At 62.5% G+C, this 24,361-nt stretch carries 25 protein-coding genes; 14 read left to right on the forward strand and 11 right to left on the reverse strand.

What is annotated here, in order from left to right:
- Positions 1–55: 55 nt before the first annotated feature.
- Together AC5RWO_RS01655 and AC5RWO_RS01660 are read left to right on the forward strand one after the other, a co-directional pair.
- The gene (locus tag AC5RWO_RS01655) at positions 56–451 is read left to right on the forward strand and encodes a DMT family transporter (protein WP_498728887.1); all 396 of its coding nucleotides are present in this window, start codon (positions 56–58) and stop codon (positions 449–451) included.
- Positions 451–774, forward strand: coding sequence for a DMT family transporter (locus tag AC5RWO_RS01660; RefSeq protein WP_498728888.1), 324 nt, complete (start codon positions 451–453; stop codon positions 772–774). Before AC5RWO_RS01655 ends, AC5RWO_RS01660 begins: the two co-directional genes overlap by 1 nt.
- A gap of 24 nt (positions 775–798) precedes the next feature.
- On the opposite strand, the gene AC5RWO_RS01665 is transcribed toward AC5RWO_RS01660, so the two are convergent.
- The 7 genes from AC5RWO_RS01665 to AC5RWO_RS01695 are packed head-to-tail and all read right to left on the reverse strand — an operon-like array spanning position 799 to position 6,961.
- Positions 799–1,773, reverse strand: a complete 975-nt coding sequence (locus AC5RWO_RS01665; RefSeq protein WP_498728889.1) for a LysR family transcriptional regulator — start codon at positions 1,771–1,773, stop codon at positions 799–801.
- A 29-nt stretch (positions 1,774–1,802) separates the two neighbouring features.
- On the reverse strand, positions 1,803–2,459 hold the full coding sequence (locus AC5RWO_RS01670; RefSeq protein WP_498728891.1) for an aspartate/glutamate racemase family protein: 657 nt from the start codon (positions 2,457–2,459) through the stop codon (positions 1,803–1,805).
- A 3-nt stretch (positions 2,460–2,462) separates the two neighbouring features.
- Complete coding sequence (locus AC5RWO_RS01675) at positions 2,463–3,941, reverse strand: TRAP transporter large permease subunit (protein WP_498728893.1); 1,479 nt, start codon at positions 3,939–3,941, stop codon at positions 2,463–2,465.
- Positions 3,942–3,967: 26 nt separating this feature from the next.
- Positions 3,968–5,140 (reverse strand): NAD(P)/FAD-dependent oxidoreductase, encoded by a 1,173-nt coding sequence (locus AC5RWO_RS01680; RefSeq protein WP_498728895.1) that lies wholly within the window; start codon positions 5,138–5,140, stop codon positions 3,968–3,970.
- The gene (locus AC5RWO_RS01685; RefSeq protein WP_498728898.1) at positions 5,137–6,360 is read right to left on the reverse strand and encodes an NAD(P)/FAD-dependent oxidoreductase; all 1,224 of its coding nucleotides are present in this window, start codon (positions 6,358–6,360) and stop codon (positions 5,137–5,139) included. Before AC5RWO_RS01685 ends, AC5RWO_RS01680 begins: the two co-directional genes overlap by 4 nt.
- Positions 6,357–6,671 (reverse strand): (2Fe-2S)-binding protein, encoded by a 315-nt coding sequence (locus tag AC5RWO_RS01690; RefSeq protein ID WP_498728900.1) that lies wholly within the window; start codon positions 6,669–6,671, stop codon positions 6,357–6,359. The genes AC5RWO_RS01685 and AC5RWO_RS01690 overlap by 4 nt, the downstream gene beginning before the upstream one ends.
- Positions 6,668–6,961, reverse strand: coding sequence for a (2Fe-2S)-binding protein (locus AC5RWO_RS01695; RefSeq protein ID WP_498728902.1), 294 nt, complete (start codon positions 6,959–6,961; stop codon positions 6,668–6,670). The genes AC5RWO_RS01690 and AC5RWO_RS01695 overlap by 4 nt, the downstream gene beginning before the upstream one ends.
- Before the next feature lie 203 nt (positions 6,962–7,164).
- Here AC5RWO_RS01695 and AC5RWO_RS01700 point away from each other — a divergent pair, with 203 nt between their 5' ends.
- A complete protein-coding gene (locus AC5RWO_RS01700) occupies positions 7,165–7,761 on the forward strand; it encodes a flavin reductase family protein (RefSeq protein WP_498728904.1) in 597 nt (198 codons plus the stop codon).
- Between the two features lie 63 nt (positions 7,762–7,824).
- Here the strand turns inward: AC5RWO_RS01700 and AC5RWO_RS01705 are convergent, their stop codons facing one another.
- The gene (locus AC5RWO_RS01705; RefSeq protein ID WP_498728906.1) at positions 7,825–8,748 is read right to left on the reverse strand and encodes an Lrp/AsnC family transcriptional regulator; all 924 of its coding nucleotides are present in this window, start codon (positions 8,746–8,748) and stop codon (positions 7,825–7,827) included.
- 235 nt (positions 8,749–8,983) lie between these two features.
- Here AC5RWO_RS01705 and AC5RWO_RS01710 point away from each other — a divergent pair, with 235 nt between their 5' ends.
- Genes AC5RWO_RS01710 through AC5RWO_RS01740 form a run of 7 tightly spaced genes read left to right on the forward strand, consistent with a single transcriptional unit; the run spans position 8,984 to position 17,490 of the window.
- Positions 8,984–9,832 carry an ABC transporter substrate-binding protein gene (locus tag AC5RWO_RS01710; protein WP_498728908.1) on the forward strand — a complete coding sequence of 283 codons (849 nt, stop codon included), beginning with the start codon at positions 8,984–8,986 and terminating at the stop codon, positions 9,830–9,832.
- Positions 9,833–9,892: 60 nt separating this feature from the next.
- Positions 9,893–10,624, forward strand: a complete 732-nt coding sequence (locus AC5RWO_RS01715; RefSeq protein WP_498728910.1) for an amino acid ABC transporter permease — start codon at positions 9,893–9,895, stop codon at positions 10,622–10,624.
- Entirely contained in the window at positions 10,624–11,427 is an 804-nt protein-coding gene (locus AC5RWO_RS01720) for an amino acid ABC transporter ATP-binding protein (protein WP_498728912.1), read from the forward strand. The genes AC5RWO_RS01715 and AC5RWO_RS01720 overlap by 1 nt, the downstream gene beginning before the upstream one ends.
- Positions 11,417–12,430 carry a C-terminal binding protein gene (locus AC5RWO_RS01725; protein ID WP_498728914.1) on the forward strand — a complete coding sequence of 338 codons (1,014 nt, stop codon included), beginning with the start codon at positions 11,417–11,419 and terminating at the stop codon, positions 12,428–12,430. Before AC5RWO_RS01720 ends, AC5RWO_RS01725 begins: the two co-directional genes overlap by 11 nt.
- 33 nt (positions 12,431–12,463) lie before the next feature.
- Positions 12,464–14,194, forward strand: a complete 1,731-nt coding sequence (locus AC5RWO_RS01730) for an amidohydrolase (protein WP_498728916.1) — start codon at positions 12,464–12,466, stop codon at positions 14,192–14,194.
- Between the two features lie 12 nt (positions 14,195–14,206).
- The gene (locus tag AC5RWO_RS01735; RefSeq protein ID WP_498728918.1) at positions 14,207–15,850 is read left to right on the forward strand and encodes a thiamine pyrophosphate-binding protein; all 1,644 of its coding nucleotides are present in this window, start codon (positions 14,207–14,209) and stop codon (positions 15,848–15,850) included.
- A 23-nt stretch (positions 15,851–15,873) separates the two neighbouring features.
- Positions 15,874–17,490: a zinc-binding metallopeptidase family protein gene (locus AC5RWO_RS01740; protein WP_498728920.1), complete on the forward strand. Its 1,617-nt coding sequence runs from the start codon at positions 15,874–15,876 to the stop codon at positions 17,488–17,490.
- 71 nt (positions 17,491–17,561) lie between these two features.
- Here AC5RWO_RS01740 and AC5RWO_RS01745 read toward each other — a convergent pair whose 3' ends face one another.
- The 3 genes from AC5RWO_RS01745 to AC5RWO_RS01755 are packed head-to-tail and all read right to left on the reverse strand — an operon-like array spanning position 17,562 to position 20,667.
- On the reverse strand, positions 17,562–18,737 hold the full coding sequence (locus tag AC5RWO_RS01745; protein ID WP_498728922.1) for a M20 family metallopeptidase: 1,176 nt from the start codon (positions 18,735–18,737) through the stop codon (positions 17,562–17,564).
- Positions 18,734–19,969, reverse strand: coding sequence for an aminotransferase-like domain-containing protein (locus AC5RWO_RS01750; protein WP_498728924.1), 1,236 nt, complete (start codon positions 19,967–19,969; stop codon positions 18,734–18,736). The genes AC5RWO_RS01745 and AC5RWO_RS01750 overlap by 4 nt, the downstream gene beginning before the upstream one ends.
- A gap of 59 nt (positions 19,970–20,028) precedes the next feature.
- Entirely contained in the window at positions 20,029–20,667 is a 639-nt protein-coding gene (locus tag AC5RWO_RS01755) for a TetR/AcrR family transcriptional regulator (protein WP_498728926.1), read from the reverse strand.
- Positions 20,668–20,863: 196 nt separating this feature from the next.
- Here AC5RWO_RS01755 and AC5RWO_RS01760 point away from each other — a divergent pair, with 196 nt between their 5' ends.
- The 4 genes from AC5RWO_RS01760 (at position 20,864) to AC5RWO_RS01775 (ending at position 24,290) form a co-directional block, all read left to right on the forward strand.
- On the forward strand, positions 20,864–21,820 hold the full coding sequence (locus tag AC5RWO_RS01760) for an ABC transporter substrate-binding protein (protein ID WP_498728927.1): 957 nt from the start codon (positions 20,864–20,866) through the stop codon (positions 21,818–21,820).
- Between the two features lie 34 nt (positions 21,821–21,854).
- The gene (locus AC5RWO_RS01765; RefSeq protein WP_498728929.1) at positions 21,855–22,778 is read left to right on the forward strand and encodes an amino acid ABC transporter permease; all 924 of its coding nucleotides are present in this window, start codon (positions 21,855–21,857) and stop codon (positions 22,776–22,778) included.
- Complete coding sequence (locus AC5RWO_RS01770) at positions 22,778–23,536, forward strand: amino acid ABC transporter ATP-binding protein (protein WP_498728930.1); 759 nt, start codon at positions 22,778–22,780, stop codon at positions 23,534–23,536. Before AC5RWO_RS01765 ends, AC5RWO_RS01770 begins: the two co-directional genes overlap by 1 nt.
- A gap of 268 nt (positions 23,537–23,804) precedes the next feature.
- Positions 23,805–24,290 (forward strand): hypothetical protein, encoded by a 486-nt coding sequence (locus AC5RWO_RS01775; protein ID WP_498728932.1) that lies wholly within the window; start codon positions 23,805–23,807, stop codon positions 24,288–24,290.
- Positions 24,291–24,361 lie beyond the last annotated feature (71 nt).

Consider the following 24,361-nt stretch of genomic DNA (forward strand, 5'->3'; position numbering starts at 1 on the left):
CCCGGGCCCTCGTGGTTCCAAGGGCACATGCGCTGAAGCCTCCCGATTACCGGCCATGCGTATGGTACGTTTCTGGCGTGGTACGACACCCCGCAAGGGCGCGCTCTTGCTCGCCGGCGCGATTATCACGGAGGTAGCGGGCTCGCTGTCGCTTAAGGGTGCCTTGACCAACCCTCTGCTCTACGCCGTAGTTGTGGTCGGCTACGTCGCCGCCTTCGTGTTGCTGGCCGCTGTTCTCCGCACAGGCATGGCTATCGGCGTCGCGTATGGAATTTGGGGCGCCACAGGGGTGGCGCTCACGGCGATCATGTCACTGATCATTTTTGGCGAGCCCCTCACCCTGCTGATGGCGATTGGCATCCTCGTGATCATCGCGGGAGTGCTGTGCGTCGAACTGGGCTCCCAAGCTGCTCACAGGAGGGCAGCACCAGTGAACAGCGAAGTGGTTTGATGGCCTGGCTGTTCCTGATCGGTGCCATCATATTCGAAGTCGCCGGTACGCTCTCACTGCGCATGGCGGTCACGGCAGCAAAGCGCTGGTACATCAGCGTGGTTGCCGGCTACCTGCTCGCCTTCAGCTTGCTTGCGCTTACGCTCGCCAACGGCATAGCTCTGGGCGTGGCTTACGGGATCTGGACCGCGGCAGGTGTAGCCCTCACTGCGGTGCTCGGCAAATTCCTGTTCGACGAACCCTTCACCTGGCTGATGGGTCTCGGCATTGTTCTCATCATCGGCGGCGTGCTGCTCATAGAACTGGGCAACCCCGCCCAGTAAGCACGGCAGCCCGCACACCCGCCTTCAACCTCGGCTCGTCGCGAGGGGCGAATCCAGGCGGGTGAGGAAAGCTGTTGTCGTCCACTCCAGGAAAGTCGCCGCCGCAGCATCGAGCGCCTGCAGCATCTCCGGCAGCACAGGGTTCGCGTCGGATGCACGGCGTACCGCATAAATTCTGCGGCGCGGAGGATCGCCCGCCAGCCGGTGCATGCGGATATTTCGGTCAATCCCCAATGCCAGCGCCGGAACCAGGCCAACGGCCAACTGTTCGCTGACCAGTCCCCGGATTACGTCGAAGTCATTGCTGTTGAAGCGGATCCGCGGGGCAAAACCTGCCTCTGCACAGAGCATCTCCAGTACCTGCTCGCCGTCGGACCCGGTTGCGCTGGTCGCCCAGACTTCCTCGGCAAGGGACTCCAGCGGAATCCTCTCGTCCTGTTCAATATTGGGGCCGCCCTGAAGAATTACCAGTTCCTCGTCCAGGACGAGTCGGTATTTCAAATCTGCATGACGGTTCACCGGGAGTAGCGCATACTCGTAGACGATTCCCAGGTCGACTTCCCCATTGAGGATGACGTTCGGCAAGTTCGCCGACTCGAGGTCTTCCACGAGCAACTCAGTTTCCGGTTGCATATCGAGCAACCGGGAAATGGCCTTGGGCAGCAGTTGCGCCGCAACGGTCCCGGAGGCGCCAATTCTCAGCCGGCCGCGCGCTCCGTTCGCATAGGACTGCATGTCATCTTCTGCCTGGGCGAGCTGCTTCAGGAGTACCTGGGCGTGCTCCGCCATGGCCATACCTGCCGGCGTGGGCCAGAGATTACGTGGGCCTCGTTCGAAGAGGGCCACGCCAAGGGCCTTCTCAAGAGCGGCGACCTGTTGGGAGACGGCCGAAGTAGTGTAGCCCAGCTCTTTGGCCGCCGCGCTGTGCGAACCGGATTCAAGTACCGCCTGCAATGTCCGAAGGTGGACGAAACTGTTGGTACTGGTCATCCGCTGCATTCCGGCCTCCATGATTCACTCCCGCCGCCTCATCGGGACACGTTCATCAGCTTCAGGCAAAGGGTCGTTGAATCATATACTGGCAGACCGGACACATTCCTGACCGCTACGGCGTACGGCGGCAGGTTCGTGCATTCCAGGACTATTGCCCGTACTTCAGGTCGCCTCTTAAGCATGGCTTCCGTAACCGCAGCAACCTCCCGCTCCACGGCGCGTTCATTGAGGGGCACCTTGCCCTCAATGATGGCGCCGGTAAACGCCGGGCTTGAATCCATGCCTTCCACCGCCGCGGGCATGCCGGAGCATCCTGCAGCCGTGAAGTGCCGTTCGGTCAAACTTGCTGCTCGTGCGGTGATGACTCCTACCTGCCCATGCAGCCTCTCGGCCGCGGGAATTTGCAGCAGGCTCGAGGCGGCGAATGGTACCGAGAGCTGTGCCTGGATGTCGGCTTGATACAGGGACAGGAAACCGCAGCTTGTGGCGATGGCTTTAGCACCCCGTTGCTCGAGAAGCTGGCCTGCTGCAATGAACTCTCCGATTAACGCCGGGTCCGGATCCAGAACAACTCTCCGCACGGACGCGGTCGGCACTGTTTCATAGAGGACCGGAAACGGAAACGTAGCGGGATTGCCGATATCTCCTACCGGACGCCCGAACGTCGTGGCGAGCATGAGGACACCGAGCATGCGCTAGATGAACCAGACCAGCAGGCCGATAAGGAGGAAGTAGATGGAATTCGGCAGCGCCAGGATCATGACCTTGACAGGGTCGACTTTGGTGTTGAGCGCCGATCCAACGAGACCGCAGACCACGAAGGCTGTCAGTCCAACCGGCGGCATGTTTTGTCCCGCCGCGGCAACGTGGGATGCGCCGAGGGCTGCGTTGACCGGGTCCACTCCGAGGCCAACCAGAATGGGGCCGAGAAAGGTGACCAGTACAGTTTGAGCCGCGGTCTGGGAGCCTGTCAGCATCCCGACGGCGACGATTCCGGCGGCTCCTCCCAGTTTTAACTCCGGTCCGGCGAGTGATTCTGCTGCGGCGGCCACCATGTCGACGGCTCCCACTGCATAGAAGATTCCGATCATCGCTGCAGCACAGAGCTGGATCTGAACGGTTCCGCTGACCTTGCTCAAGCCTGTGGAAATGGTACCCAGCGTGTCACGTCGGACGCTCTTGAACAGGAAGCTGACCGCAATGGCAACGATGATGGCCATGACAACCGGGAAGGCAATGCCCTTGAGCACTGGGATGTTTCCCAGCCACGACGTGGTTGCGGCCAGCGGAGGAATCTCGGTAAAAACGTCGAACCCGAAGCCGGATTTCGCTACCACGATAACAATCAGAACGGCGAGAGGAATGAGGGTCTTCCATCGTTCGGCCATGAGTGTCATGAAGGCTTTGGGCCCGGTGGCATCGAGGGACCCGAATCCTGCCACCGACGATCCCGCCTGAGAACTGTTTTCCGGCCCGGTTGCTGCTGCGGACCTTGAGCCCGTAGAAGGAGATCCTCCTACAGACTGCGCTGCCGGGGCGAGTTTGGCAGCGATTCCCCGTTTGGCGCGGACGAACCTGAATGACTCGAGTATTGCGAAAAGGGCGCCGCCGCCGACCGTCAGGTACGCGATATTGGTGACCGGAGTAGGGTCTACTCCGACGAGGGACGCGGAGAGGAAAACGCCTTGGGAGATTGGCGGCATGATTGAGCCGATGGAGGCCCCGACGAGGATCATCATACCGATCTGAACGGGCTTGATTTTCAATTCGCTCAGTGCGTGGATGACCAGGAAGCCGATGACTGTTGCCGCAGCGATCGCGTCACCCAGCAGTGAACCGGCAAGGATCAAGGTCACGAAAACGGCTGCGATCAATGCGCGCGGAGATTTCCCGAACAGTGCCCGCAGGCCGAAGAGCGTTGTTTCCATCGCTCCCAAACGGACCTGTGCCTCGGCGTAGATGCTGCCAAACAAGGACAGGGCAATCACCCAGGCGAGGCGGTCAGCTCCGTCGACGAGGGCGTTGACCCATCCCAAGGGAGAGAGTCCGCCGATAATTCCGGCTGATACTGCGGCAGCCAGCAGGGCAGCGCGTATGTCACCGCCGATCCAGGGGATCTTTTTGATAAGTGCTATGGCGAACAGCAGTACCAGGGGGACGATGACGACAAGCATGCAGTGGCTCCTCGATCGGGCGGTGTCTAAGTGTGAACGGATCCAGCGAAGCGATTTATCGACAATGCATCCAGAAACGGGTCAGGGCTCGCTTTGTCGTCGAGGAGATCCCGGACCAGGACTCCAGTGATCGGGGCGAGGGCGATTCCGTCGCCCTCGTGGCCGGCGGCGATGATGTAGCCACCAACTTCCGGCGCGCGGTCGATGATCGGCAGTCCGTCCCCAGTGTATGGACGGAAGCCTGTCATCGACCGGATGATACGCAGCTGCGCAAGCAACGGCACAATCCTCGCCGCATGTCGGGCAATGGCAGCCATGATTTCCGGGCCCCGCGGCTTCTCGAAGCCGGTGAATTCCCTGCTGCCGCCGATTAGCAGGTTGCCCGAGTCGGTCTGGCCCAGTGACAGGCCTACGCCGTAAGGCGGAGTATTTCCGGCGTCAACCGCCGCCAGGTGTTTTGCAGCGATGTATTGGGCGCACAGCATGCTCCCATTTACCAATGGTTCCACGGCCTCGGATATCAAAATGGTTCCTCTACGCGGCTTTACCGGAACATGTACTCCAGCCAGCTCGCCCACCCGGCCCGCGAAGGGACCGGCCGCGTTGACCACCAGATCCGTCGATATGCGGCCGTGCGTGGTGTCGACGGAACTGACGCGGCCCCTCACTACGTTAATAGCGGTGACCTCGCAGTGTGTCCGGACTACAGCACCGCATCGCGCCGCGGCCCGGTACAGCGCTGTATTGAGTGCGAGGGGATTTACTTCCGCGTCATCTGGGCTATAGGACGCACCCAGCACGTGCGGGGCGAGGCAAGGCTGGCGCTCCCGCGCAGCATCCCCGTCGAGCAGCGACACCGAGATGCCGGCCTCCTGCTGCCGTCCAACGAAATCGCGCATGAAATCCAGATGCTCCGGCGTTTCAATCACGACCATGCCGCCGTCGTTCTTCAACTCGAGGTTGGCGCCTAGTTCAGCCTCGAGGAAGTCGTACATGCGACGGCTGGCCAGGGCGAGCTCCATGTGGATACCGGGCCGTTTGGACTGGAGAAAGATGGCTTTGTCACAGGAACCGGACGCACCTGATCCGGGCCCGTTTTTCTCCACGAGAACGACGCGGCGCCCCTGTTCTGCCAGGCGGAAGGCTATCGAGGCACCAATCACTCCGGCACCAATCACCACCACATCTGTGGTCATCATGAGTAGACCCCCGGGCTCAGGGCCGGCATCTCCCCGACAGTACGCGCCCAGGATTCCGTGGCCCGGCGCCTGCCCTGGAGGATATCGGGCTGGAAGGTTATGGAACTGGTTTCCCTGGCTTGGCCGACCCGGCCGGCCGCGAACGTCACCGCTGCTGCATCGAGCAGACCCAAACGGGCTGCTGCGGCGGATCCGGCCAGGCTTCCCTGTGCCATGGCAATTTTGGCCCCCTCAATACCGGCGATGTTTCCAGCCACGAACAGGTTCCTGCGGGAGGTCTCCAGTTCCAGACTGTGAAGCGGCACCTGTCCGCCCAGTTCGTCGATCCGCTCGATAGAGCAGCCGGCGGTCAGCTCCTGCACCGGATACAAGCCGCCGGAGAGGCAGACACAGTCCACTTCCAATAAACGGGAGCGGCCTGTTGGCCTGCCGTTGCGGTCAACGTCGTCTATCCCGACACCGGTTACGCGGTCGTCTCCGTGTATCGAGCTGACGCGTTGACGAAGTTTCAACTTCGCTCCGAGGACGGGAATCCCGTCTTTCGGATATAGGGCTGCGGCGAGTTTCCGCAAGGCCGGCACTCCAGCTAGCTTGGCGCCGGCGCGCAAGAAGGCGTTGGGAGCCAAATCTGCCATCCCTGCAAGGTAGCCAAGGGTGTACCGGGGATCACCTTTTTCCTTGCTGAAAAGATCGGCAGGAGGAAGGTAGATCCCAACTACCTCAGCGCCGGCCATAGTGAGCTCATGGGCAACCGTGAGTGACAAAGGATCAACACCGACGACGGCGACGCGCTTACCGGGAAGAACCCGATAGTAGTTTGTGAGGGTCTGGGCGGCGCCGATGGTCATTGCCCCTGGCAGTGTCCATCCTGGAATCGGCAGTGCCCGCTCCGCTGCACCCGAGGCCAGCACCACGCAGGAGGCAGCCAGCGTTTCTCCACCGTCGAGGGCGAGTTTCCACTGCGGGTACATTCCCCACACTTCCCGGCGTTCCAGCAACTGGACACCGGCGGCTGCCGCGCGGTCGGCGAGCTCTGCAGCTACGTCCTTGCCGATCCACCACTTTCCATCGGACTCCTGGTGGAGCTGTCCCAGCAACCTGCCCCCAGGTGCCGGATTTTCGTCGATGACGGTGACTCGGGCGCCGGCTTCAGCCGCGGCGATCGCGGCAGACAGGCCTGCCGGGCCAGCGCCCACAACGGCGACGTCGGTGGCGATCATGCTTCCGTCTCTGGCTGGGTCTGGCCGTGCGACTCGACAATCATCCCGTCGACGACGGGCGTAATGCACGCTCGCACGCTCACCGCCCCATCGACCGTGACACGGCACTCATAGCAGTGCCCGATGCCACAATAGATGCCCCGCGGCTCCTCGCGTTGTTGGGAATACCGGAGGGTTCTGACATTGTTGGCCAAGAGCGCGGAGGCGACGGAATCTCCCTCATTGGCGGGAAAGCTCGTGCCATTGAACTCGAACGTGATGGCCTTTTCGCTCAGAGGGCCGAGGACCGGATGCTCGCTGATGCGTTTCATTCTGCTTCGCCCCGCTCCGGCTCCGAGGCCAAATTCATCAGGTCGGCCATGACGATGGGTCGGATTGGTTGGTTCCTCGCCAGTCCTGCATCGTTGCTCAACCCGCGGCCCGAGGCGTCCGCGATCGCCGTCAGAAGGGGCATACATGTGCGTCCTTGGCAGATTCCCATACCCGCGCGGGTCTGCAGCTTGAGTTCCCGGAGGGAAACGGAAGTACCTTGCACAGTCAGACAATTTTCTATCTGACGGAGCGTGACACCTTCGCACCTGCAGATCGTCGGGTCGTTCATGATGCCTGCCGTTCATAAAGAGTTGTAGAGCGTTCCATCTAATTTCCAGCAAACGCCGGTTGTGAACAATAGGTTGAGTTACAGAAGGAATCCACCGTGCCTGCAGAAAATCTTTCGCTCAAAGGCCGCCACTTGCGTGAAATAGATGGTCAGCTTTGTAACGTGGTTTACTACTCGTCGTTGCCTTCTACGTGAGGAGCCGGATGACTGCTAGCTGGGCGCAAGACAGAGTGAAAGTCGCTCCTGACCATTGGCTGGAAATCGCGAGGCCGACTTCCGCTCTGTCCCTCATCACCACGGTTGACGCAGCTGGATCGATGAATGCGGCGCCCTTCGCCACGCTTGTGCGTGTCAGTCACGATCCCTTGCAGCTAGCCTTTACTGCTGCAGAAGACAGCGACACCTGTGCCAACATCAGGGCAACGGGAGAGTTCGCAGTGAACTTCGTACCGTTTGAGGAAGAGCTGTTGAAGCAGGTTCTCGTGGCCGCCCGCCCCTGGCCGGGCGGTGTCGATGAAATTGCCCAAGCAAGGCTAACAGCCTTTCCTGCCATCAAAATTGCGCCGCCGCTGTTGGCGCAATGCTACGCACATCTCGAACTCGAGACTGAATGGATCAAGCCCTGGTCAGGCCGTTGCATGATTGTGGGTCGCGTGGTGGCTGTCTCCGCCCGAGCCGATTGCCTCAACGACAGCCAAGAACTCATCTGGGAGAAAACACAGCCAGTGCACTTCTGGGGAAGCAAGCGCGGACCTTCGTTCTCCCAAATGGGCGCACCGGTGACGGTCCTGCCCGATTGAGCAATAGATCTCTTGCCCGCTCTTCCAGAACCACGAATGCATTACCGTTCATGTCATAGGTGATTACGCGACCTGTGAACCGGCAATCGCCCCGACCAAGGTATCAAGCGGTTTCTCATAACGTTCGCGAACAATGTCGGCGTGGAGCCAAGTATCGACAGTCATTACGGAACCGAGTTGACGGAGCCCGCCAGCGATACGGTTGAATTCCCCTAGGGACGCTACCCCCACTGTTGCAATCAGGTTGTAGTGCCCGAAACATTTCACGATGAACTCGGCACCTGGCACAGCCTCGAGATATCGGACCGCTTCTTCGACGCCGGAGGTGCTGAGGCCAAACCCAAACGCCATGGCCTGGGATGTGTCCGCCCGGCGCCGGATAGCGCCTATCTGCATGACATTGGCGTTAATCAGCTTGAGTACCCTTGTTCGGCAGGCACTTAACGACAGCCCTACTTCTGCCGCCATTTCAGCGAAGGACGCACGGCCATCACGTTGGAGAAGATTCATCAGCCGTAAGTCGTACTCATCCAGTTCAAGATCCATCAGTTTTGGTTCCGCCCCAAGGAAGAAACTGCGGATGACCTGCTCGTAGACGGTGACGTTAACGGAAGCGACTTGAGGCAGGGCACGAATCAGCTCAGTCTGCTCGTACATGGAAGCCAGCGTTGGCATACGCAGTTCAGCTGCCAAATGATACGGGCCAGTCGTCTGGGAGATGAAAACCGGGCTCTCCATGGCTTCCATAGCTTCGAGCACAGGAACAGGATCCCCAGTTAGCTGGACGGCAATGTGCGCGAGACAGTTTAGCCCCAGCACACGCGGGTGTACGGCAGCAACGATTCGTATCTCTCCTGACTCCAGCAGAGCATTCACATGAGCCGCAACTGTTGCACGGTTGGTATCCAAGGCCTTGGCCAGTTCGCTGAAGGAGGCACGCCCGTCTTGCTGCAGGTGCCGCACTAATCGCTCTTCAAGATCGCCCATCCACTGTTTATACCAACAAAGTTTCAGCTTCACCAGCAAATTTGCAGTTGAAACGCGAATCTACCCGTCATGCGTCGCAAAGATGACCAATACATTCAGCATTTAAGTCGCAGAATCATTGTAGGACAAAAAAACTGCTTGACGGATCGTGGCAAGTGTCACAGAATCATCTGCATACCGTTCAGCGGGCGCCTGTCAGCAATAGTTGCCCACTACCTGTACCCAGGAGATTTCCATGCGCAAGTCGATCTATTCCACAGTTGCAGCGTCAGCAGCGTTGCTGGCACTGGCAAGCTGCGGATCTTCCGCCGGCGGCGAAGGAGCCGCTGCTTCATCGGAGAATGCACCGTCCGGGCTCGTCAACGACGGTCAGGCAACGCTGTGCATCGATCCCGAATACCCTCCCCTTGAGTACTACTCGGACGGCTCGGGCGGTGACATCATCGGTTTCGACGCCGACGCCGGCCGCGCTTTGGCCGAGCACTGGGGCGTCGAGGTGAAGTTCGAGGTCACCGCGTTCGACGGCCTGATGCCGGGATTGCAGACCCGGCGTTGCGACATGATTCTCGGCGGTCTTTACATGAGCGAAGAACGGCTCCAGGTCGCTGATGCTGCACCGATTATGAACGCAGGTCCGGCGGTCCTCACAGCACCGGCAAAGGCGAGCGAATTGGCCTCCCCCACAGACCTCTGCGGACTGACCGTGGCGGCACAGGCCGCTTCCAGCAACGCGGCCAGGATCACGGCCCTCGCCGACGAGTGCGAGGCTGAAGGCAAAGAGGCACCGCGCTTGACGGAATACCCCAAGACGGCCGAGACGGTCCTCGCAGTCCTCAACGGCAAGGCCGACGCTCTTGTCGAAACGAACGTAGCAGCTTCATACATGGAGACGCAGAACGAAGGCAAGCTGCAGGTTGCTCCCGGAGTATTCAAGACCGATACCCAGTTCGGCGTCTTCAGCCGCAAGGGCAATGAACTGACTCCTGCGATCTCCGAGGGGCTCAAGGCACTGTACGAGAACGGCAAGCTGGCGGACATCGCCGAGAAGTACAACCTCGATCCCGCAATCCTCGACGTCTACTGATCCCGCTGATGGGAGCGCCGGCACATTCATCGGCGCTCCCATCCATGAGGAAGTGAAATCATGCTGTTCGATCCCGATATCTTTTTCCAACAACTGGTCAGCACCGAATACATGTGGGGTGCCCTGATCTCAGTGGCAGTAGCAGTACTGTCACTCATCCTTGCCACCGTCATCGGCTTCTTCCTTGCGCTCGGAAGGACTTCCCGCAGGAAGAGTCTCCAGGCACCGGCCAGCATCTATGTCTGGTTTTTCCGCGCCATTCCCGCGCTCCTGGTTCTGCTGATCATGTGGAACGCCTTGCCGCAGATCATTCCCGCCCTGCGCCAAGACTGGTTCACCCCGTTTATTGCGGCCTTCGTCGGACTCGGACTGGTGGAAGCGGCCTTCATGGCGGAAATTGTGCGCTCTGCCCTGTTGAGCGTGGATGAGGGCCAGGCTTTGGCCGGCCGCGCGCTGGGTATGTCGCCGACGAAGGTCATGCTCAAGATCACTCTCCCCCAGGCCATCCGGATTGCGCTGCCTCCTACCGGAAACGAGTTCATTGGGCTCGTAAAGTATTCATCCCTGGCCTCGGTCATCTCCCTGCGGGAGTTGCTGACCACGGCGCAGGTCGGCGTTAACATCACCTTCCGCTACGCCGAGTACTACGCCGCGGCGATCATCTACTACCTGATCATCGTGACGCTGCTGACGCTGGCCCAGAGTGCCTTGGAAAAGAAGTTCGCCTGGACCTCGAAGGCGAAAGTAAAGAAGAGCCGCGTTCTGGCTCCCGCCGCGAAAGCAGGCCTGTGATGACCCAAAGTGCCGAGATTGTTCAGGAGGCCGCTGTCGTGGACCAGCCCATCCTGCAGGTCAAGAACCTGCACAAGTCGTATCAGGGGCAGGAAGTGCTCAAGGGTGTCGAGTTCGACATCCGCAAAGGCCAGGTCAAGGCGGTCCTAGGCCCGTCGGGGTCCGGTAAATCAACGATGCTCAGGCTCATGGCGCTTTTGGAGCCGGCCGACCACGGATCCATCCAGCTCCGAGGCGAAACCATCGGCACCAAGCTCCAGCATGGGCGTACCGTCCACCTGCCCGAGCGCCTCTTGGCCAGGCAACGGCAGGAAATCGGCATGGTGTTCCAGAAGTTCAATCTTTTCCCGCACTTGTCGGCCGTGCGGAACGTGATGCTGGGGATGACCTCGGTCAAGGGAATCTCGCACCATGCGGCGCGGGAACAGGCCATGGAGATGCTCAACCGCGTCGGCCTGGACCATCGCGCGGAGCACTACCCCTCGGAGCTCTCCGGCGGACAGCAGCAGCGCGTCGCCATTGCCCGGGCCCTGGTCCTGAACCCATCGGTCATGCTCTTCGACGAACCCACCTCCGCGCTGGATCCTGAGCTGGTCGGCGAGGTCCTCGATGTGATGGAAAAGCTCGCGGCCGACGGCATGACGATGATTGTGGTCACGCACGAGACACGTTTCGCCAGCCGTGTGGCCAGTGAAGTGAGTCTGTTCGATGGCGGCGTCATCGTAGAGCAGGCCGCCCCCGACCAATTCTTTAACAACCCCCAGCACGAACGCACAAGGAAGTTCCTGAGCCATGTCCACTGAGAGCCATGAACAGTACCGTCCATTGGCTGTCTACACGGACATGGACGACACCGACTTCGCTGCCGGTGTGAGCCACCTCGAGGTGGCCGGATTCGACGTGCGCTACGCGGACAGCCAGGATCCCGCAGTTATCGCCCGTGAAGCAGCGAAAGCCACGGCTCTCCTCGTCGGATACGCACAGATCGACGCAGAACTCATGGACAAGCTGCCGAATCTGCGCATCATCGCGCTGATGTCCGTGGGCTACAACAATGTTGACCTCGCAGAAGCCCGCCGCCGCGGCATCTGGCTGACGAACATTCCGGCAGCGGCCACCGAGGAAGTGGCCACCCACGCGTTGGCTCTGGCCTTGGCCGCAGTCCGCGATCTCCCCTTTTTCGCCCAGGCTGTAAACAACGGCGAATGGAACATCCGTAATGACCGGGCGCCCGTGCGGTTGAGCGCCCGCCGGCTCGGGCTGGTAGGACTTGGCCGGATCGGCAGGCGCTTCGGCCAGCTTGCTTCCCCCATCTTCGGCGAGGTCATCGGCTACGATCCGATGCTTCCTGATACACCCGAAACGGAGGCGGAGCTCAAGGCGGCAGGAATCAGGCGCACCGGGCTGGACGAGGTCTTGGAGGCCTCGCATGTGCTCTCGCTCCATGTACCGCTGACGCCGGAGACGGACCAGTTAATGAACGCGGAGGCCATCAAACGCATGCCCGCCGGCAGCTTCCTGGTCAACGTCAGCCGCGGCCAGTTGATCGACGTCGAGGCCGTGGTGGAAGCGCTCAATTCCGGGCACCTCGCCGGCGTCGCCGTGGACGTGCTGGAGCAGGAACCTCCGGCTGCCGACCACCCGTTACTGACCCATCCACGCGCTCTGGTGACTCCGCATGTGGCCTACTTCTCGGACCACACCGACTCTGAATACGTCCGGCAGCAGGCCCAGAACGTGGCCAGATGGTACGCCACCGGCACGCCGGACACCCCCATTTTTCCGCTGGAGCCGGCCCGGACCTAGTCCGGCCGGCAAGCACCCTACAGGAGCAACATCTTGCGCAAACTCAAGCATTTCGAACAGCAGTCCTACGGCCATGTTCCCGTGATCGTGACGGCCAGGACCATCCACACGCTCGCGGATGGCGAACAGGCACCTGAGGCGATGCTCGTCCTCGGCGGGGACATCGTCGCTACCGGTTCCCTCGAGCACTGCCGGGCAATCGCGGCCAACGTCTCCACCGTGGAACCGCAACTGCAGGACTTCGGCGATGCCGCCGTCGTTCCCGGTTTCATCGATCCCCACGCCCACCCGCTCATGCTGGGACAAATGATGAGCTGGGTGGACTGCGGTCCGGGCAAAGCCGCGAGCATTCCGGAGATCGTCGCGCTGCTGCAAGCTGCCGCCCGCAACACTCCGACCGGGCAGCCGGTGCGTGGTTACGGTTACGAACACCGCAATCTTGCCGAGGGCCGCCACCCCACCCGCCACGAACTGGACCAGGTGGCCACGGACCGCGAGGTCTACCTGATGAACGCCTCTGGCCACGGCGGCGTGGTCAACTCCTACACTTTCCAACTGCATGGAGTCACGAACGCAACGCCGGATCCGAAGGGCGGGGTGTTTTTCCGGGACAACGACGGCGAGCTGACCGGCGAGCTCTCGGACGCTGCCTGTAACATCCTGACCGGCCTCGAGGGCGTGAAGGTAGGCCACCACGGTCCGAACTTCCACCTTGCCGACGAGCCCGCGGAGCACCTGCGCCAGCTGCGCGCTGCGCAGGAGAACTTCCTGGCCGGCGGCGTGACGGCCATCGGCGACTGCCAGGTATCCAAGCGCGAGTTCGACATGTACCTGCGGCTGGCTGAGGAAGACCAGCTCAAGACCCGCGTCAGCATGTACCTGCTCTCCCACCTGCTCGACGACGCGCTGGACATGGGTCTGCAGGGGCAGTTCGGCAACGCCCACCTGAGCTTCGCCGGTATCAAGTTCTACGCCGACGGCACGCTGGGCGGCTGGACCGCCTACTTCCCCGACGGCTATGTGGGCGACCCCTGCCGCACCGGCCAGCTCTACCATGACCCGGCCGACTACGCCGACCTGATCCGCAAGGCCCACCTTGCCGGGCTCCAGACGGCCACCCATGCCCAGTCCCCCACCGCGCTGGAAATGGTCATCTCCGCCATCGAGCAAGCCCAGGCAGAACGCCCGGACGCGGACGCCCGGCACCGGATCGAGCATTGCGGACTGCCCACCTTGGACCAGATCCGGCGCATGGCGGCCGCGGGCATCTACCCGGTGAACCAGCCGCAGCACTACTACAACTGGGGCGAAGGGGTCACGGCCGCCATCGGCACCCCCGGCGAGCGCTTCAACCCGCTGGGCGAATTCATCGCCGAAGGCGTTACCGTGACCCTGAGCTCCGACGCCCCGGTGGCGGAACCGCGTCCCCTCGAGGCAATCCAGGCAGCAGTCACCCGCGTGACCCGGCTGGGCCACCGGCTCGGCGCCGACAACCTCCGCATCTCGGCCTACGATGCGCTCGTCGGCCATACCCTCAACGGCGCCAAAGCGCTCGGCCGCGAGGACGAGCTCGGTTCGCTGGAGGCCGGTAAGCGCGCGGACTTCGCCGTGCTCTCCGCTGATCCGCTGGCCGTGGCTCCCGAGGAGATCGGCGGCATCGCCGTGCTGCAGACTTGGATCAACGGCATCTGCCAGTACGCCACCCCGTCGGGTGACGCAGCAGAAGCAGCAGACGCCCAATTGACCGCTACGGCATCGGCTTAGGAGGCCACAAACATGGAAACACTGGATCAGGAAACGTCCGTGGCGCCGGTGCAGATCCCTGTGGACAACGCGGGCCTCGCCATCATGAGCGTGCTGCGCAACTACGGGATCAACACGATTTTCGGCATTCCCGGCACTCACAACCTGGAGTTCTACCGCCATCTGGAGCCCTTGGGCATCCGGCCTGTCACCACCCGGCATGAGCAGGGCGCCGGCTACGGCGCGGACGGCTGGGCCCAGCAGACGGGACTTCCCGGCGTCGTTATCACCACCTCCGGGCCGGGGCTGCTGAACGCCCTCTCCGCCGCGGGGACTGCCTACTGCGAATCCCGCCCGCTGATTGTCCTTTCCCCCGGGGTGCCCGAGGGCGCGGAGTTCTCCGACAACGGCTCGCTGCACGAGACCAAGGACGCCTCCGCCGCTGCCGGCGCCATCATGGAGTGGAGCCGGCGCGTGCACAGCGCGCAGGAAGCGGTGCAAGCCGTCCACGACGCGTTCGAACTCTTCCGCTACGGCCGCCCCCGCCCGGTCCACATAGAAGTTCCCCTCAATATCCTCGAAAGCCGTCACACCTGCCCGCCCGAATCGCTGGAGGCCCTGCCGCTGCTTGAGCCCGTTCAGGCGGACGACGGCGCCGTGGCAGTTGCCGCTGCTGCCTTGCGTTCCGCGGTGCGTCCCGTGATTTTGGCCGGCGGCGGTTCGCTCCAGGCGGGCGACAACTTGCGCAGGCTGGCCGAGAGGCTTCAGGCGCCGGTGGTCACCACGCTCAACGGCAAGGCTGCCATTCCGGAAGACTACCCGCTTTCCCTTGGCTCCAACATCAGGTTGCCCCGTGCCCAGCAGCTGGCCGACGACGCGGACGTGCTTCTGGTCATCGGATCCAAGGTGGGCGAGGCGGAAATGTGGGGCGGGGCCGTCACCCCGCGCGGCAGCGTAATCCGCGTCGACATCCTTGGCACCCAACTGGATAAGAACATTCCGGCGGACATCGGGCTGGTAGGCGACGCCGCCGCCGTCGTGCCCCAGCTTCTGGCAGAACTCGAGGGGCATCAGGCTCCGGTAACCGACTTCACCGCCCTGCGGACCGAACTCGAGCAGCAGGCCCGCTCCCTCTCGCCCGAGCTCGCCGCGGTCAGCGAGACCATTGCCGCCAACGTGGCGGCGGACGCAATCATCGGAGGGGACTCCTCCCAGATCACCTACTTCGGTACGTCGTCGTTCATCCCGCAGCAGCAGCCGCACAGCCTGCTTTACACCCCCGCCTACGCCACGCTCGGCTACGGCCTGCCGGCGTCGATCGGCGCCAAGATCGCGGCGCCGGAGCGCCAGGTGGTGTGCGTGGCCGGTGACGGAGCCTTGATGTTCGCCATCCAGGAACTCATCACCGCCGTGGAACAGGGACTGGACCTAACCGTGGTCTGCGTGGACAACGGCGGCTATGCGGAGATCCGCCAAAACGAACGCGACCGCGGCATGGAGCCGGTGGGCGTCAACCTGGCCCAGCCGAACTGGCCTGCCCTGGCCGATGCCTTCGGCGGACACGGCCAGCGGGCCGCGACCCTCGCTGAACTCGGCGCCGCCCTGCGCTCTGCCTCGGCCAGCGGCGGCCTGCAGCTCATCCATGTCCCGCTCGCCGAGATCGCCGCGAGCCTTTAACTACTGCATCCGAAGGAACAGTCATGACAGAAGTACTCTCCGGTCAGTCCGCTGGTCCGGCCGGTCTGACCGACGAAGCTAAGGCCTCCGCCCGTGCCTGGATCGACGCCAATATGGACCGGCTGAGCCAATGGCACCGGCACATCTGGGAGCTGGCCGAGCCGGCGTGGCGCGAGTTCCAGTCTGCTGCCTGGTACGTGGACCGCCTGCGTGCGGAAGGCTTCATCGTGGAAGCCGGCAGCGGCGGCATGCCCACGGCCTTCGCCGCGGAATGGACCAACGGCCAGGGCGGGCCGGTGCTCCTGACCTACGCCGAGTACGACGCCGTGCCCGGCAACTGCCAGGCCGCCGGCCACCAGGAGGAACCGCGCGACGGCCTCAGCGAATTCGCCCCGGGCCATACGGACCCGCATTCGGCGCTGGGCATCTCCACCCTCGCCGGGCTGCTGGCCACCAAGCACGCCATGGAAGTACATGGGATCACAGGCACGCTCAAGTACACCGGGGAACCCGCCGAAAAGGTCCAGGGCTCCAAGGTGGTGCATGGCCTGCGCGGCTACTACGACGGCGTGGATGCCATCGTCAGCTTCCACCCCTTCTACATGCTGCCGCTGTGCAACACCGCCCGCTGGGATACCCAGTGCGGCAGTTACTACAGCAAGGTCTACACCTTCGTGTGCGACCAGCCCGAAACCTGGCAGCTCTCCGCCAACCCCAACTCCCCCATTCCCGCCTCGCACTCCGCCGCCCGCGCGCCGGGAGCCAACGTGGCCCTGATGAGCATGTACAGCTCGTCGCGGATCATGCAGGATGCCATGCTGCCCAGCTTCGGCGGCTGGTCCCTCTCCGATGCCATCTTCACCCACGGCCAGGCCACCGCGGATAACCTGCCGGCGCGGATCGCGCAGATCCAGTACTCCTGGCGCTGCCCCACCATCGAGATGGCCGAACATGTCCTTACCGTGCTGGACCGCAACGCCGAGCATGCCGCCGCAATGGCTCACTGCCGGCTGGAAACCACGTGGGTGGCGCGGAACCGGCCGGGACGGACCAACCACGTGCTGGCCCAAACGCTCTACGACAACCTCGAAGCCGTCGGCGCCCCACGCTACGGACCCGACGCTGTCGCGGCCGCGCAGAACATCCAGCAGAACCTCGGCCTAGAGCCCATGAACAAGCCGTTCCTGGACGAGTGCGAACAGCTGATCACGCCGCAGGACGCGGAGGCGGCGCTGCGCGAGCACATGGCGCCCTGGCAGAAGAACTGGACCAGCGATGACTACGTGGAGATGACGCACTACGCGCCCACGGTCCGGTTCTATGTCTCCCGTCCAGCGCTGAAACCCGCCCCGGGCCAGGGCGCCTACCCCGGCTGGGTCATGAACGCCCTCGGCGGCATCCCGGAAACCATCGATCCCACCATTGAGACCGCAGGCAAGACGATTACCGGCACCTTCCTGGACCTGCTCACCCGGCCCGAAGTCCTGGCCGAAGCCCGGACCGAGTTCGACCGCCGGGTGGCAGAAGATCCCATGCCAGCTGTGCTGGAAGCTGACTTCATGCCGCCCACCGAGCTGGCCTGGCCGGACTACACCAAGGACACCAGCGGCTCACGCGTCTGGCACCCGAAGTCCATCTAGAACAACGACGACGGGTGGTTGCGTTTCATACGCAACCACCCGTCGTTTCGTTGCGATAATTTGCCAAACAGCTAAGCGTCTCCCATTCGCGTTCCCGTCAGCAGCTGCCGCCGGTGTGCCGGATCGGTGGCGAGATCGATACAAGTCCATGCCAAGGCAAGGGCACCGTCCCGAACAGCCTGGTCGCCGGCGCGGGAGACGGCGAAGTCCGAGAATTCGGCGCTGTGGATCGTTGGGCAGGCGTCGCCGAGTCCGATCATGGGATGGATCGTGGGAAAGTACTGCGACACGTTACCCATATCCGTCGATCCTCCCAACAGCGCTTCCTCGCGGGGATTCCTGCCCAGCAATATGGCATTGGCGTTGTACAGGCTGGCCATAGGACCGTCGGTCTTGAGGTTTGCGAAGCTGTGGCCCGTCTGGTCGATTTCCAGCTGGCAGCCGCTGGCAACTGCACCTGCTTCAAGGCAGCGTTGGAGCACTTTCGTTACCTGGGCGAGGGACTCCATCGAGTCCGCACGTACCATCCATTCGCCGATGGCTCTTTCGGGGATGACGTTGGGTGCGGAGCCGGCGTTGAGGACGTAGCCGTGGATCTGTTGGTTCGGTTTCAGCTGCTGGCGGGCGAGACCGATGGCAGTCAGGGCGACTGTCATGGCGTCGAGTGCATTGATGCCCTCGTGGGGTGCCGCGGATGCGTGGGCGCTTTGGCCACGGAAGGTGGCCCTGTAGCCGGAGCATGCGTATGGTTTCATGGCGGATTCGTCATGTGCGTTCGGGTGGACCATCATGGCGGCGTGGGTTCCGTCGAAGTCACCCTGCAGGAGCATGATGATCTTGCCGCCCACAGTTTCTTCCGCGGGCGTTCCCAGCAGGCGGACGGTGACGCCAAGCTCGTCGGCCAGCGGGGCCAAGGCGGTGAACGCACCAAGGGCTGCGGCGGCGATGATGTTGTGTCCGCACGCGTGGCCGATCCCGGGGAGCGCGTCATACTCCGCGCAGATGGTTAGGACGAGTTCGCCATGGCCGGCCTCGGCCCGCACAGCTGTGGGAAGTTCGCCCAGTCCGTGCTCCACGCGCGCTTGGTCGAGTGCTTCGAGCTCGGCCACCAGCCAGGCGGAGGCTTTGACCTCCTCCAGGCCGGTCTCCGGGCTACCGTGGAGTCGATGGCTGAAGTCCACAATCCGGTCCAGTCCCGCCTCGAGTGCCTCCTCGGCCTGCTGCTTCAAGATATCCACCGTGCTCATGCCGTGGCTCCCTGAATGCTCTCGGCGATGGCCAGTCCGAGGCGTCGGACGCCTTCGCGCAATCGTTCAGGCGTCTCGAAGGAGAATGCGATGCGCAACTGGTTATCGCCGGCGCCATCCGAATAAAAAGCACTGCCGGGAACGAATACCACCTTGTGGCCGATCGCCCGGTGCATAACGTCTTCGCCGGAAATGCCCTCGGGCAGGGTCACCCACGTGAAAAAGCCGCCGCCGGGCACGGTCCAGGTGGTGCCGGCCGGCATGAAGTCTGCGAGCGCTGTCATTGTGGCCTCGCAGCGGTCCCGGTAGAGATCGCCGGCTGTGGCTAGGGTTTGGCGCCATTCGGTTTGGCTCAGGTACTCCTGCACAAGCATTTGGCTCAGAACTGAGGGGCAGATGGTGGTGGCTTCGGAGGCCAGTTGCAGTTGCCGGCGCACGTCATCGGGCACTACCGCCCAGCCCACACGAACCCCTGGGGAGAAGATCTTGGAAAAGGAACCGAGGTAGAACACGTTCTCCGGGTCCAGCTGGTGGAGGCTCGGCAGGTAGAGGCCATCGAAGCTGAGCATGCCGTAAGGGTTGTCTTCGATGATGGCTAGGCCCGCCTCCCTGCAGATACGGACGACGTCCGCCCGCCGCTCGGCGGAGAGCGTGACGCCGGAGGGATTATGGAAGTTGGGAATGGTGTAGAGCAGCTTGACCCGTTTACCTTCGGCAGCCAGCTCGCCTAATTTTCGCTCAAGTTCCCCTGGGATCAGGCCGTCGTCGTCCATTGGGACATGAACCACGTCCGCCTGAAGTCCGTCGAAGATGCTGATGGCGCCGACGTAGGTGGGACCCTCGGCCAGGATGACATCCCCGGGATCGCAAAAGAGCTTGACCAGCAGTTCAAGCGCCATCTGGGATCCCGCCGTTACCTGCACATTGGCGGGAAGTGCCGGGTTTCCTTCGGCCGCCATGACTGAGCAGATAAGCTCCTGCAACTCCTTGGTCCCGCCGCCGCCACCATACTGAAGCGCGTCCAGGCCCTGGGTGCGAACCAGCTCGGCCGCCGTATCTGCGAGTGCGTCCAGGTGCAGAACGCTGAGGTCTGGATTGCCGCCAGCCAGGGAGATCATCCCCGGCTGCATGGAGATGTCGAAGACCTCGCGCACCGGCGACGGCTTGTAGCCGGAGGCACGGGCTGCGAACAGGTCCGCTGCCGTGGAGGACGGAAAGGAGGTGATGGTCATGAACTTCCTCATTCTGTTGGACTTGCGCAAAAGTGGATTCGGCGGACAAAAGCGGCTGGTCAGCGTTCTGCTGCGTAGGCGAGCGTGGACTCCCACGCGGACGTATCAACGCCCAGTTCGGCAGCGGCAAAGCGATAGAGCAAGCGCCGCATATCCTCGGGGCTACTGCCGTAGGTTCCGTTCACGGTCTGGATGGCAAGACCATCGACGACGGCGAGCAGGAGCCGGGCCGCGTCCTCGGGGTCATGCACAGGATTGATGCTGCCCTCAGCAACGGCTTCCTCCAGCACGTCCAAGAAGAACTTGCGCCATAGCTCGAGAATGGTGTTGACCTCCTGCCGCATGGCTGGGTCCTTATGCGACGCTGCATACAGCTCAAGCCAGAAGCCCCAGGCGTCCGCGAAGGACTTGTCCCCTTCTACGGAGAACGTCAGGAGGTCACGAATCTTCGCCAGTGCGTTGGCCCCACGGGAGGCGATCTCGCGCCATTCCTCCTCGGCTTCGTGGATCCGGTGGTCGATGGTCGCCAAGATCAGGCGGTCCCGCGTGCGGAAGTAATGCTGGATCATCCCGATGCTGAAGCCGCTCGCCTCCGAGACCGCGGCAAAGGAGCAGCCGTCTACCCCCGAGTCGGAGATGATGGCAGCCGTGTGATTGACGATAGCCAGCCGGCGCTCTGCGATGGCTTCATCCGTCACAGCATGTTTGATCCTTGATCCACCCACGGCTTACTCCCTCTGATCGCACCTCAGCTGCGGCCGGCTGGGGATTCCAACTCGGCGCATTCTCAAAAATAGCCCTTGACAGTGATCTCTGTCACTTCAATAATAAGTTGAACATATTGAACTTATCAACACTTCTTCGCAAACTCATTTCGCCGATGGAAGGCCCACCATGAACATGACGTTCCGGAACTCTTGCCTCGCAGTCACCGCACTCGCGCTGATGGCAGGTGCTACGGCCTGCACGAATACAGAGAGTGCCGCCTCGTCGGGCGGCGAAGGCTCTACCCAGGCTGCGGGACCCGTACTGGGTGCAGGCGGACAGGAGGCTGCGCAGGCGGCGGAAGAAGACCCAGCCGTCAGTGCACTCGTCCCCCAGGACCTCAAAGAAAAAGGAACCATGGAGCTGGTGACGGATCCGACCTACGCGCCCATCGACTTCACCGATGACAAGGGCAATATCGTCGGACTTGAACCGGACATGGCTTTGGCAGCCGCCAAAAAGATGGGCCTGGATATCACCATCAACAAGGGGGATTTCAACGGCATCCTCGCCGGCATTGAGGCCGAGCGGTACGACGCCTCCTGGGCCGCCTTCTCCATCACCCCGGAACGCCAGGAGCGGGTCACCATGGTCAGCTACATGCAAGGTGGCACATCGGTCATGGTCAAGAAGGACAACCCCGACAGCATCGCTTCGGTTCTGGACCTGTGCGGCAAGACGGTAGCCGCCCAGACCGGCACCACCCAGGCCCTGACCGTGTTGCCAGGCTTCCAGAAGGAGTGCAAGAAGGCCGGGAAGGAAGAGGTTACCGAACTGGTCCTGCCCCAGCAGGACAATGTGAATCAAGCAGTGGCAACCGGCCGGGCGTCCGCCATGGCGGCCGACGGCGCGCTGATCGCCTACTACTCGCAGCTGCAGCCCGACGTCTTCGCTGCCGTCGAGGACATCCTCGTCGAGCCGTCGCTGGCCGGCGTCGTCGTGAACCAGAAGGACAAGGACCTTGCGGACGCGTTCAAGGCCGCCATCGACTCGTTGATCGCCGACGGCACCTACACGGAGATCATGGAGGCTTGGAGCCTGGGCAACACCGCAGTGGAAGAGTCCGAGATCAACCCCGCCAAGTGAGCCGGACAAACCAGGAAGGCCAGGCCCAGACATCATGACCATGGAACGAACGAGCAAGCCCGCCCCGGCATCCGGGTTGCCAGGCACGGACATCGACTTCCTCGCTTTAACCGGGAGGCCGGTGCTTAGGCGCAAGCGCCCGGGTCAGGTGGTGGCGATCATCACCGTCGCATTCTGCATCCTCATCGCGGGCATCACGCTGGTTACCAACCCGGGCTTCGGCTGGGACGTGGTGGCCCGCTACTTCTTCGATACGCGGATCCTCGGCGGCCTTCTGACCACGCTGCAGCTGACTTTCATCGCCATGGTCATCGGGTTCGTTGTCGGACTGATCGTCGCGGTTATGCGGATGAGCGACAACTGGCTCCTAGCCGGCGTTGCGGGAGCGTACGTTTGGTTCTTCCGCGGAACGCCGTTGTTGGTCCAGCTGCTGTTTTGGGGCTTCGCCGCGGCGCTCTTCCCCAAGATCGGGATCGGCATCCCCTTTATCGGGCCGAACTTCGTCGAGTGGAACACCAACGACGTCATTTCCCTCATGACCGCGGCCATCCTCGGCCTCGGCCTGAACGAGGGCGCTTACATGGCCGAGATCGTCCGCGCCGGCCTGCTCAGCGTCCCGCACGGCCAGACCGAAGCCAGCCGGGCCATGGGCTTCAGCAAGATGTCCACGCTGTGGCATGTAGTCATCCCTCAGGCCATGAAGGTCATCATTCCACCGGTGGGCAACAACGTGATTTCCATGCTGAAAACAACCTCGCTGGTCATCGTCATCGGGGTGGGCGACCTGCTCTACAACACCCAGCAGATCTACGCCCAGAACCTGCGCCAGATCCCGCTGCTGATCGTCGCCAGCATCTGGTACATCATCCTCACCACCATCCTGACTTACTTCCAGGGCAAACTGGAAAAGCGCTATTCCAAAGGCAACTTCCTCATTGCCGGAAAGGCGGCCCGCTGATGGCAACCGTCGAATTCCTCAACGTTCACAAGAGTTTCGGTGACGTGGAAGTGCTCAAAGGCATCAACCTCACCGTCCAGCCGCAGCAGGTGGTCTGCCTGATCGGCCCGTCGGGTTCCGGCAAATCCACCCTGCTGCGCTGCGTGAACCATCTGGAGATGACCACTGCCGGCGCCATCCTGGTGGACGGACGGATGATCGGTTACGACGTAAAGGGCGACCAGTTGATGGAAGCCCGCCAAAGGGAGATCAACAAGCGCCGGTCGAAGATCGGCATGGTATTCCAAAACTTCAACCTCTTCGGCCACATGACTGCGCTGGAGAACGTCATGCACGGCCCGCTGAAGCTGCTCAAGGCGCCACGGGCCGAAGCAGAGGCCAAAGCACGCGATCTGCTGGGCAAGGTCGGTTTGGCCGACAAGATCGGCAACTACCCCTCACAGCTCTCCGGCGGCCAGCAGCAGCGCGTGGCCATCGCCCGGGCCCTGTCCATGGACCCGGACGTGATGCTCTTCGACGAGCCCACGTCCGCCCTGGACCCGGAGCTGGTCGGCGAGGTCCTGGAGGTCATGAAGAAGCTGGCGCGCTCGGGCATGACGATGATCGTGGTCACGCACGAGATGGGTTTCGCCCGCGAGGTCGCGGACATGGTCGCGTTCATGGACAACGGCGTCATCGTGGAGCAGGGCGCTCCGGACGACGTCCTGCTTCATCCGCAGCACGAGCGGACCCGCAGCTTCCTGGCCCGCGTCTCCTGACCCACGAGCAAGGACTTTCGAGAACAACGACGGCGGGTGGTTGCGTTTTTTGACGCAACCACCCGCCGTTTCCGCTCGGCCTGCTTATAGAACAAGCGCCAACCCTCACCCGGACGCACGGTGCGTCAAGACTTGAGCAGTTCTTGGGCCAATATTGAGGCATTTTTGTCAGGTACATGCGTCTGAGCAGCGGTTTTTCTTGAGGTTAGCCCGCGAAAGTGAATCCAGAGCAGATCAGCTTCTCGACTCACTAACAAAGGGGCACATCATGAAGAAGTTCACACGCAAAAAGCGCGTAGCCATCACGACCGCAGCCCTCGTCGCCATCGGCGGCGGGGCCGCCTTCGCCTACTGGACCGCCACGGGCTCAGGCACCGGCGGCGCCACGACCGGAACCACTGAGTTTTTCACTGTCACCAGCAAGACTGCGACCGGCGGACCGCTCACTCCGGGGGGACCGAGCCAGACCGTCGCCTTCGACGTCATCAACCCCGGCACCGGTATGCAGCGCCTGAGCGATCTGAAAGTGACTGTGGCTGACGAAGAAGGAAATCTGTGGACTGATGACGCCGGGTGCTCGTGGAAGGACTATTCCGTCAGCACCCCGATCTTCGAGCCGGACTTTGTCAAGGGCGACGACATCGCGCCCGGCGATACAGTCACGGGCACCGTGACGATCACGATGAACAACCTACCCACGAACCAGAATGCTTGCAAGGGCCTGGCCGTGCCGCTGCACTTCGCCGCCAGCTAACCGATAGCCGTCTGTACCTCCCGGCCCGCTTGACCTTCGTGTCGCGGGTCGGGAGCCGTGTTTCTAGGAAT

Source organism: Arthrobacter sp. B055-34 (genome assembly GCF_059090425.1).

Coding starts and splice junctions, on each gene's coding strand:
- AC5RWO_RS01655 (WP_498728887.1), top strand. CDS start 56: ATGCGTATGGTACGTTTCTGGCGTGGTACGACACCCCGCAAGGGCGCG.
- AC5RWO_RS01660 (WP_498728888.1), top strand. CDS start 451: ATGGCCTGGCTGTTCCTGATCGGTGCCATCATATTCGAAGTCGCCGGT.
- AC5RWO_RS01665 (WP_498728889.1), bottom strand. CDS start 1,773: ATGCAGCGGATGACCAGTACCAACAGTTTCGTCCACCTTCGGACATTG.
- AC5RWO_RS01670 (WP_498728891.1), bottom strand. CDS start 2,459: ATGCTCGGTGTCCTCATGCTCGCCACGACGTTCGGGCGTCCGGTAGGA.
- AC5RWO_RS01675 (WP_498728893.1), bottom strand. CDS start 3,941: ATGCTTGTCGTCATCGTCCCCCTGGTACTGCTGTTCGCCATAGCACTT.
- AC5RWO_RS01680 (WP_498728895.1), bottom strand. CDS start 5,140: ATGATGACCACAGATGTGGTGGTGATTGGTGCCGGAGTGATTGGTGCC.
- AC5RWO_RS01685 (WP_498728898.1), bottom strand. CDS start 6,360: ATGATCGCCACCGACGTCGCCGTTGTGGGCGCTGGCCCGGCAGGCCTG.
- AC5RWO_RS01690 (WP_498728900.1), bottom strand. CDS start 6,671: ATGAAACGCATCAGCGAGCATCCGGTCCTCGGCCCTCTGAGCGAAAAG.
- AC5RWO_RS01695 (WP_498728902.1), bottom strand. CDS start 6,961: ATGAACGACCCGACGATCTGCAGGTGCGAAGGTGTCACGCTCCGTCAG.
- AC5RWO_RS01700 (WP_498728904.1), top strand. CDS start 7,165: ATGACTGCTAGCTGGGCGCAAGACAGAGTGAAAGTCGCTCCTGACCAT.
- AC5RWO_RS01705 (WP_498728906.1), bottom strand. CDS start 8,748: ATGGGCGATCTTGAAGAGCGATTAGTGCGGCACCTGCAGCAAGACGGG.
- AC5RWO_RS01710 (WP_498728908.1), top strand. CDS start 8,984: ATGCGCAAGTCGATCTATTCCACAGTTGCAGCGTCAGCAGCGTTGCTG.
- AC5RWO_RS01715 (WP_498728910.1), top strand. CDS start 9,893: ATGCTGTTCGATCCCGATATCTTTTTCCAACAACTGGTCAGCACCGAA.
- AC5RWO_RS01720 (WP_498728912.1), top strand. CDS start 10,624: ATGACCCAAAGTGCCGAGATTGTTCAGGAGGCCGCTGTCGTGGACCAG.
- AC5RWO_RS01725 (WP_498728914.1), top strand. CDS start 11,417: ATGTCCACTGAGAGCCATGAACAGTACCGTCCATTGGCTGTCTACACG.
- AC5RWO_RS01735 (WP_498728918.1), top strand. CDS start 14,207: ATGGAAACACTGGATCAGGAAACGTCCGTGGCGCCGGTGCAGATCCCT.
- AC5RWO_RS01740 (WP_498728920.1), top strand. CDS start 15,874: ATGACAGAAGTACTCTCCGGTCAGTCCGCTGGTCCGGCCGGTCTGACC.
- AC5RWO_RS01745 (WP_498728922.1), bottom strand. CDS start 18,737: ATGAGCACGGTGGATATCTTGAAGCAGCAGGCCGAGGAGGCACTCGAG.
- AC5RWO_RS01750 (WP_498728924.1), bottom strand. CDS start 19,969: ATGACCATCACCTCCTTTCCGTCCTCCACGGCAGCGGACCTGTTCGCA.
- AC5RWO_RS01760 (WP_498728927.1), top strand. CDS start 20,864: ATGAACATGACGTTCCGGAACTCTTGCCTCGCAGTCACCGCACTCGCG.
- AC5RWO_RS01765 (WP_498728929.1), top strand. CDS start 21,855: ATGACCATGGAACGAACGAGCAAGCCCGCCCCGGCATCCGGGTTGCCA.
- AC5RWO_RS01770 (WP_498728930.1), top strand. CDS start 22,778: ATGGCAACCGTCGAATTCCTCAACGTTCACAAGAGTTTCGGTGACGTG.
- AC5RWO_RS01775 (WP_498728932.1), top strand. CDS start 23,805: ATGAAGAAGTTCACACGCAAAAAGCGCGTAGCCATCACGACCGCAGCC.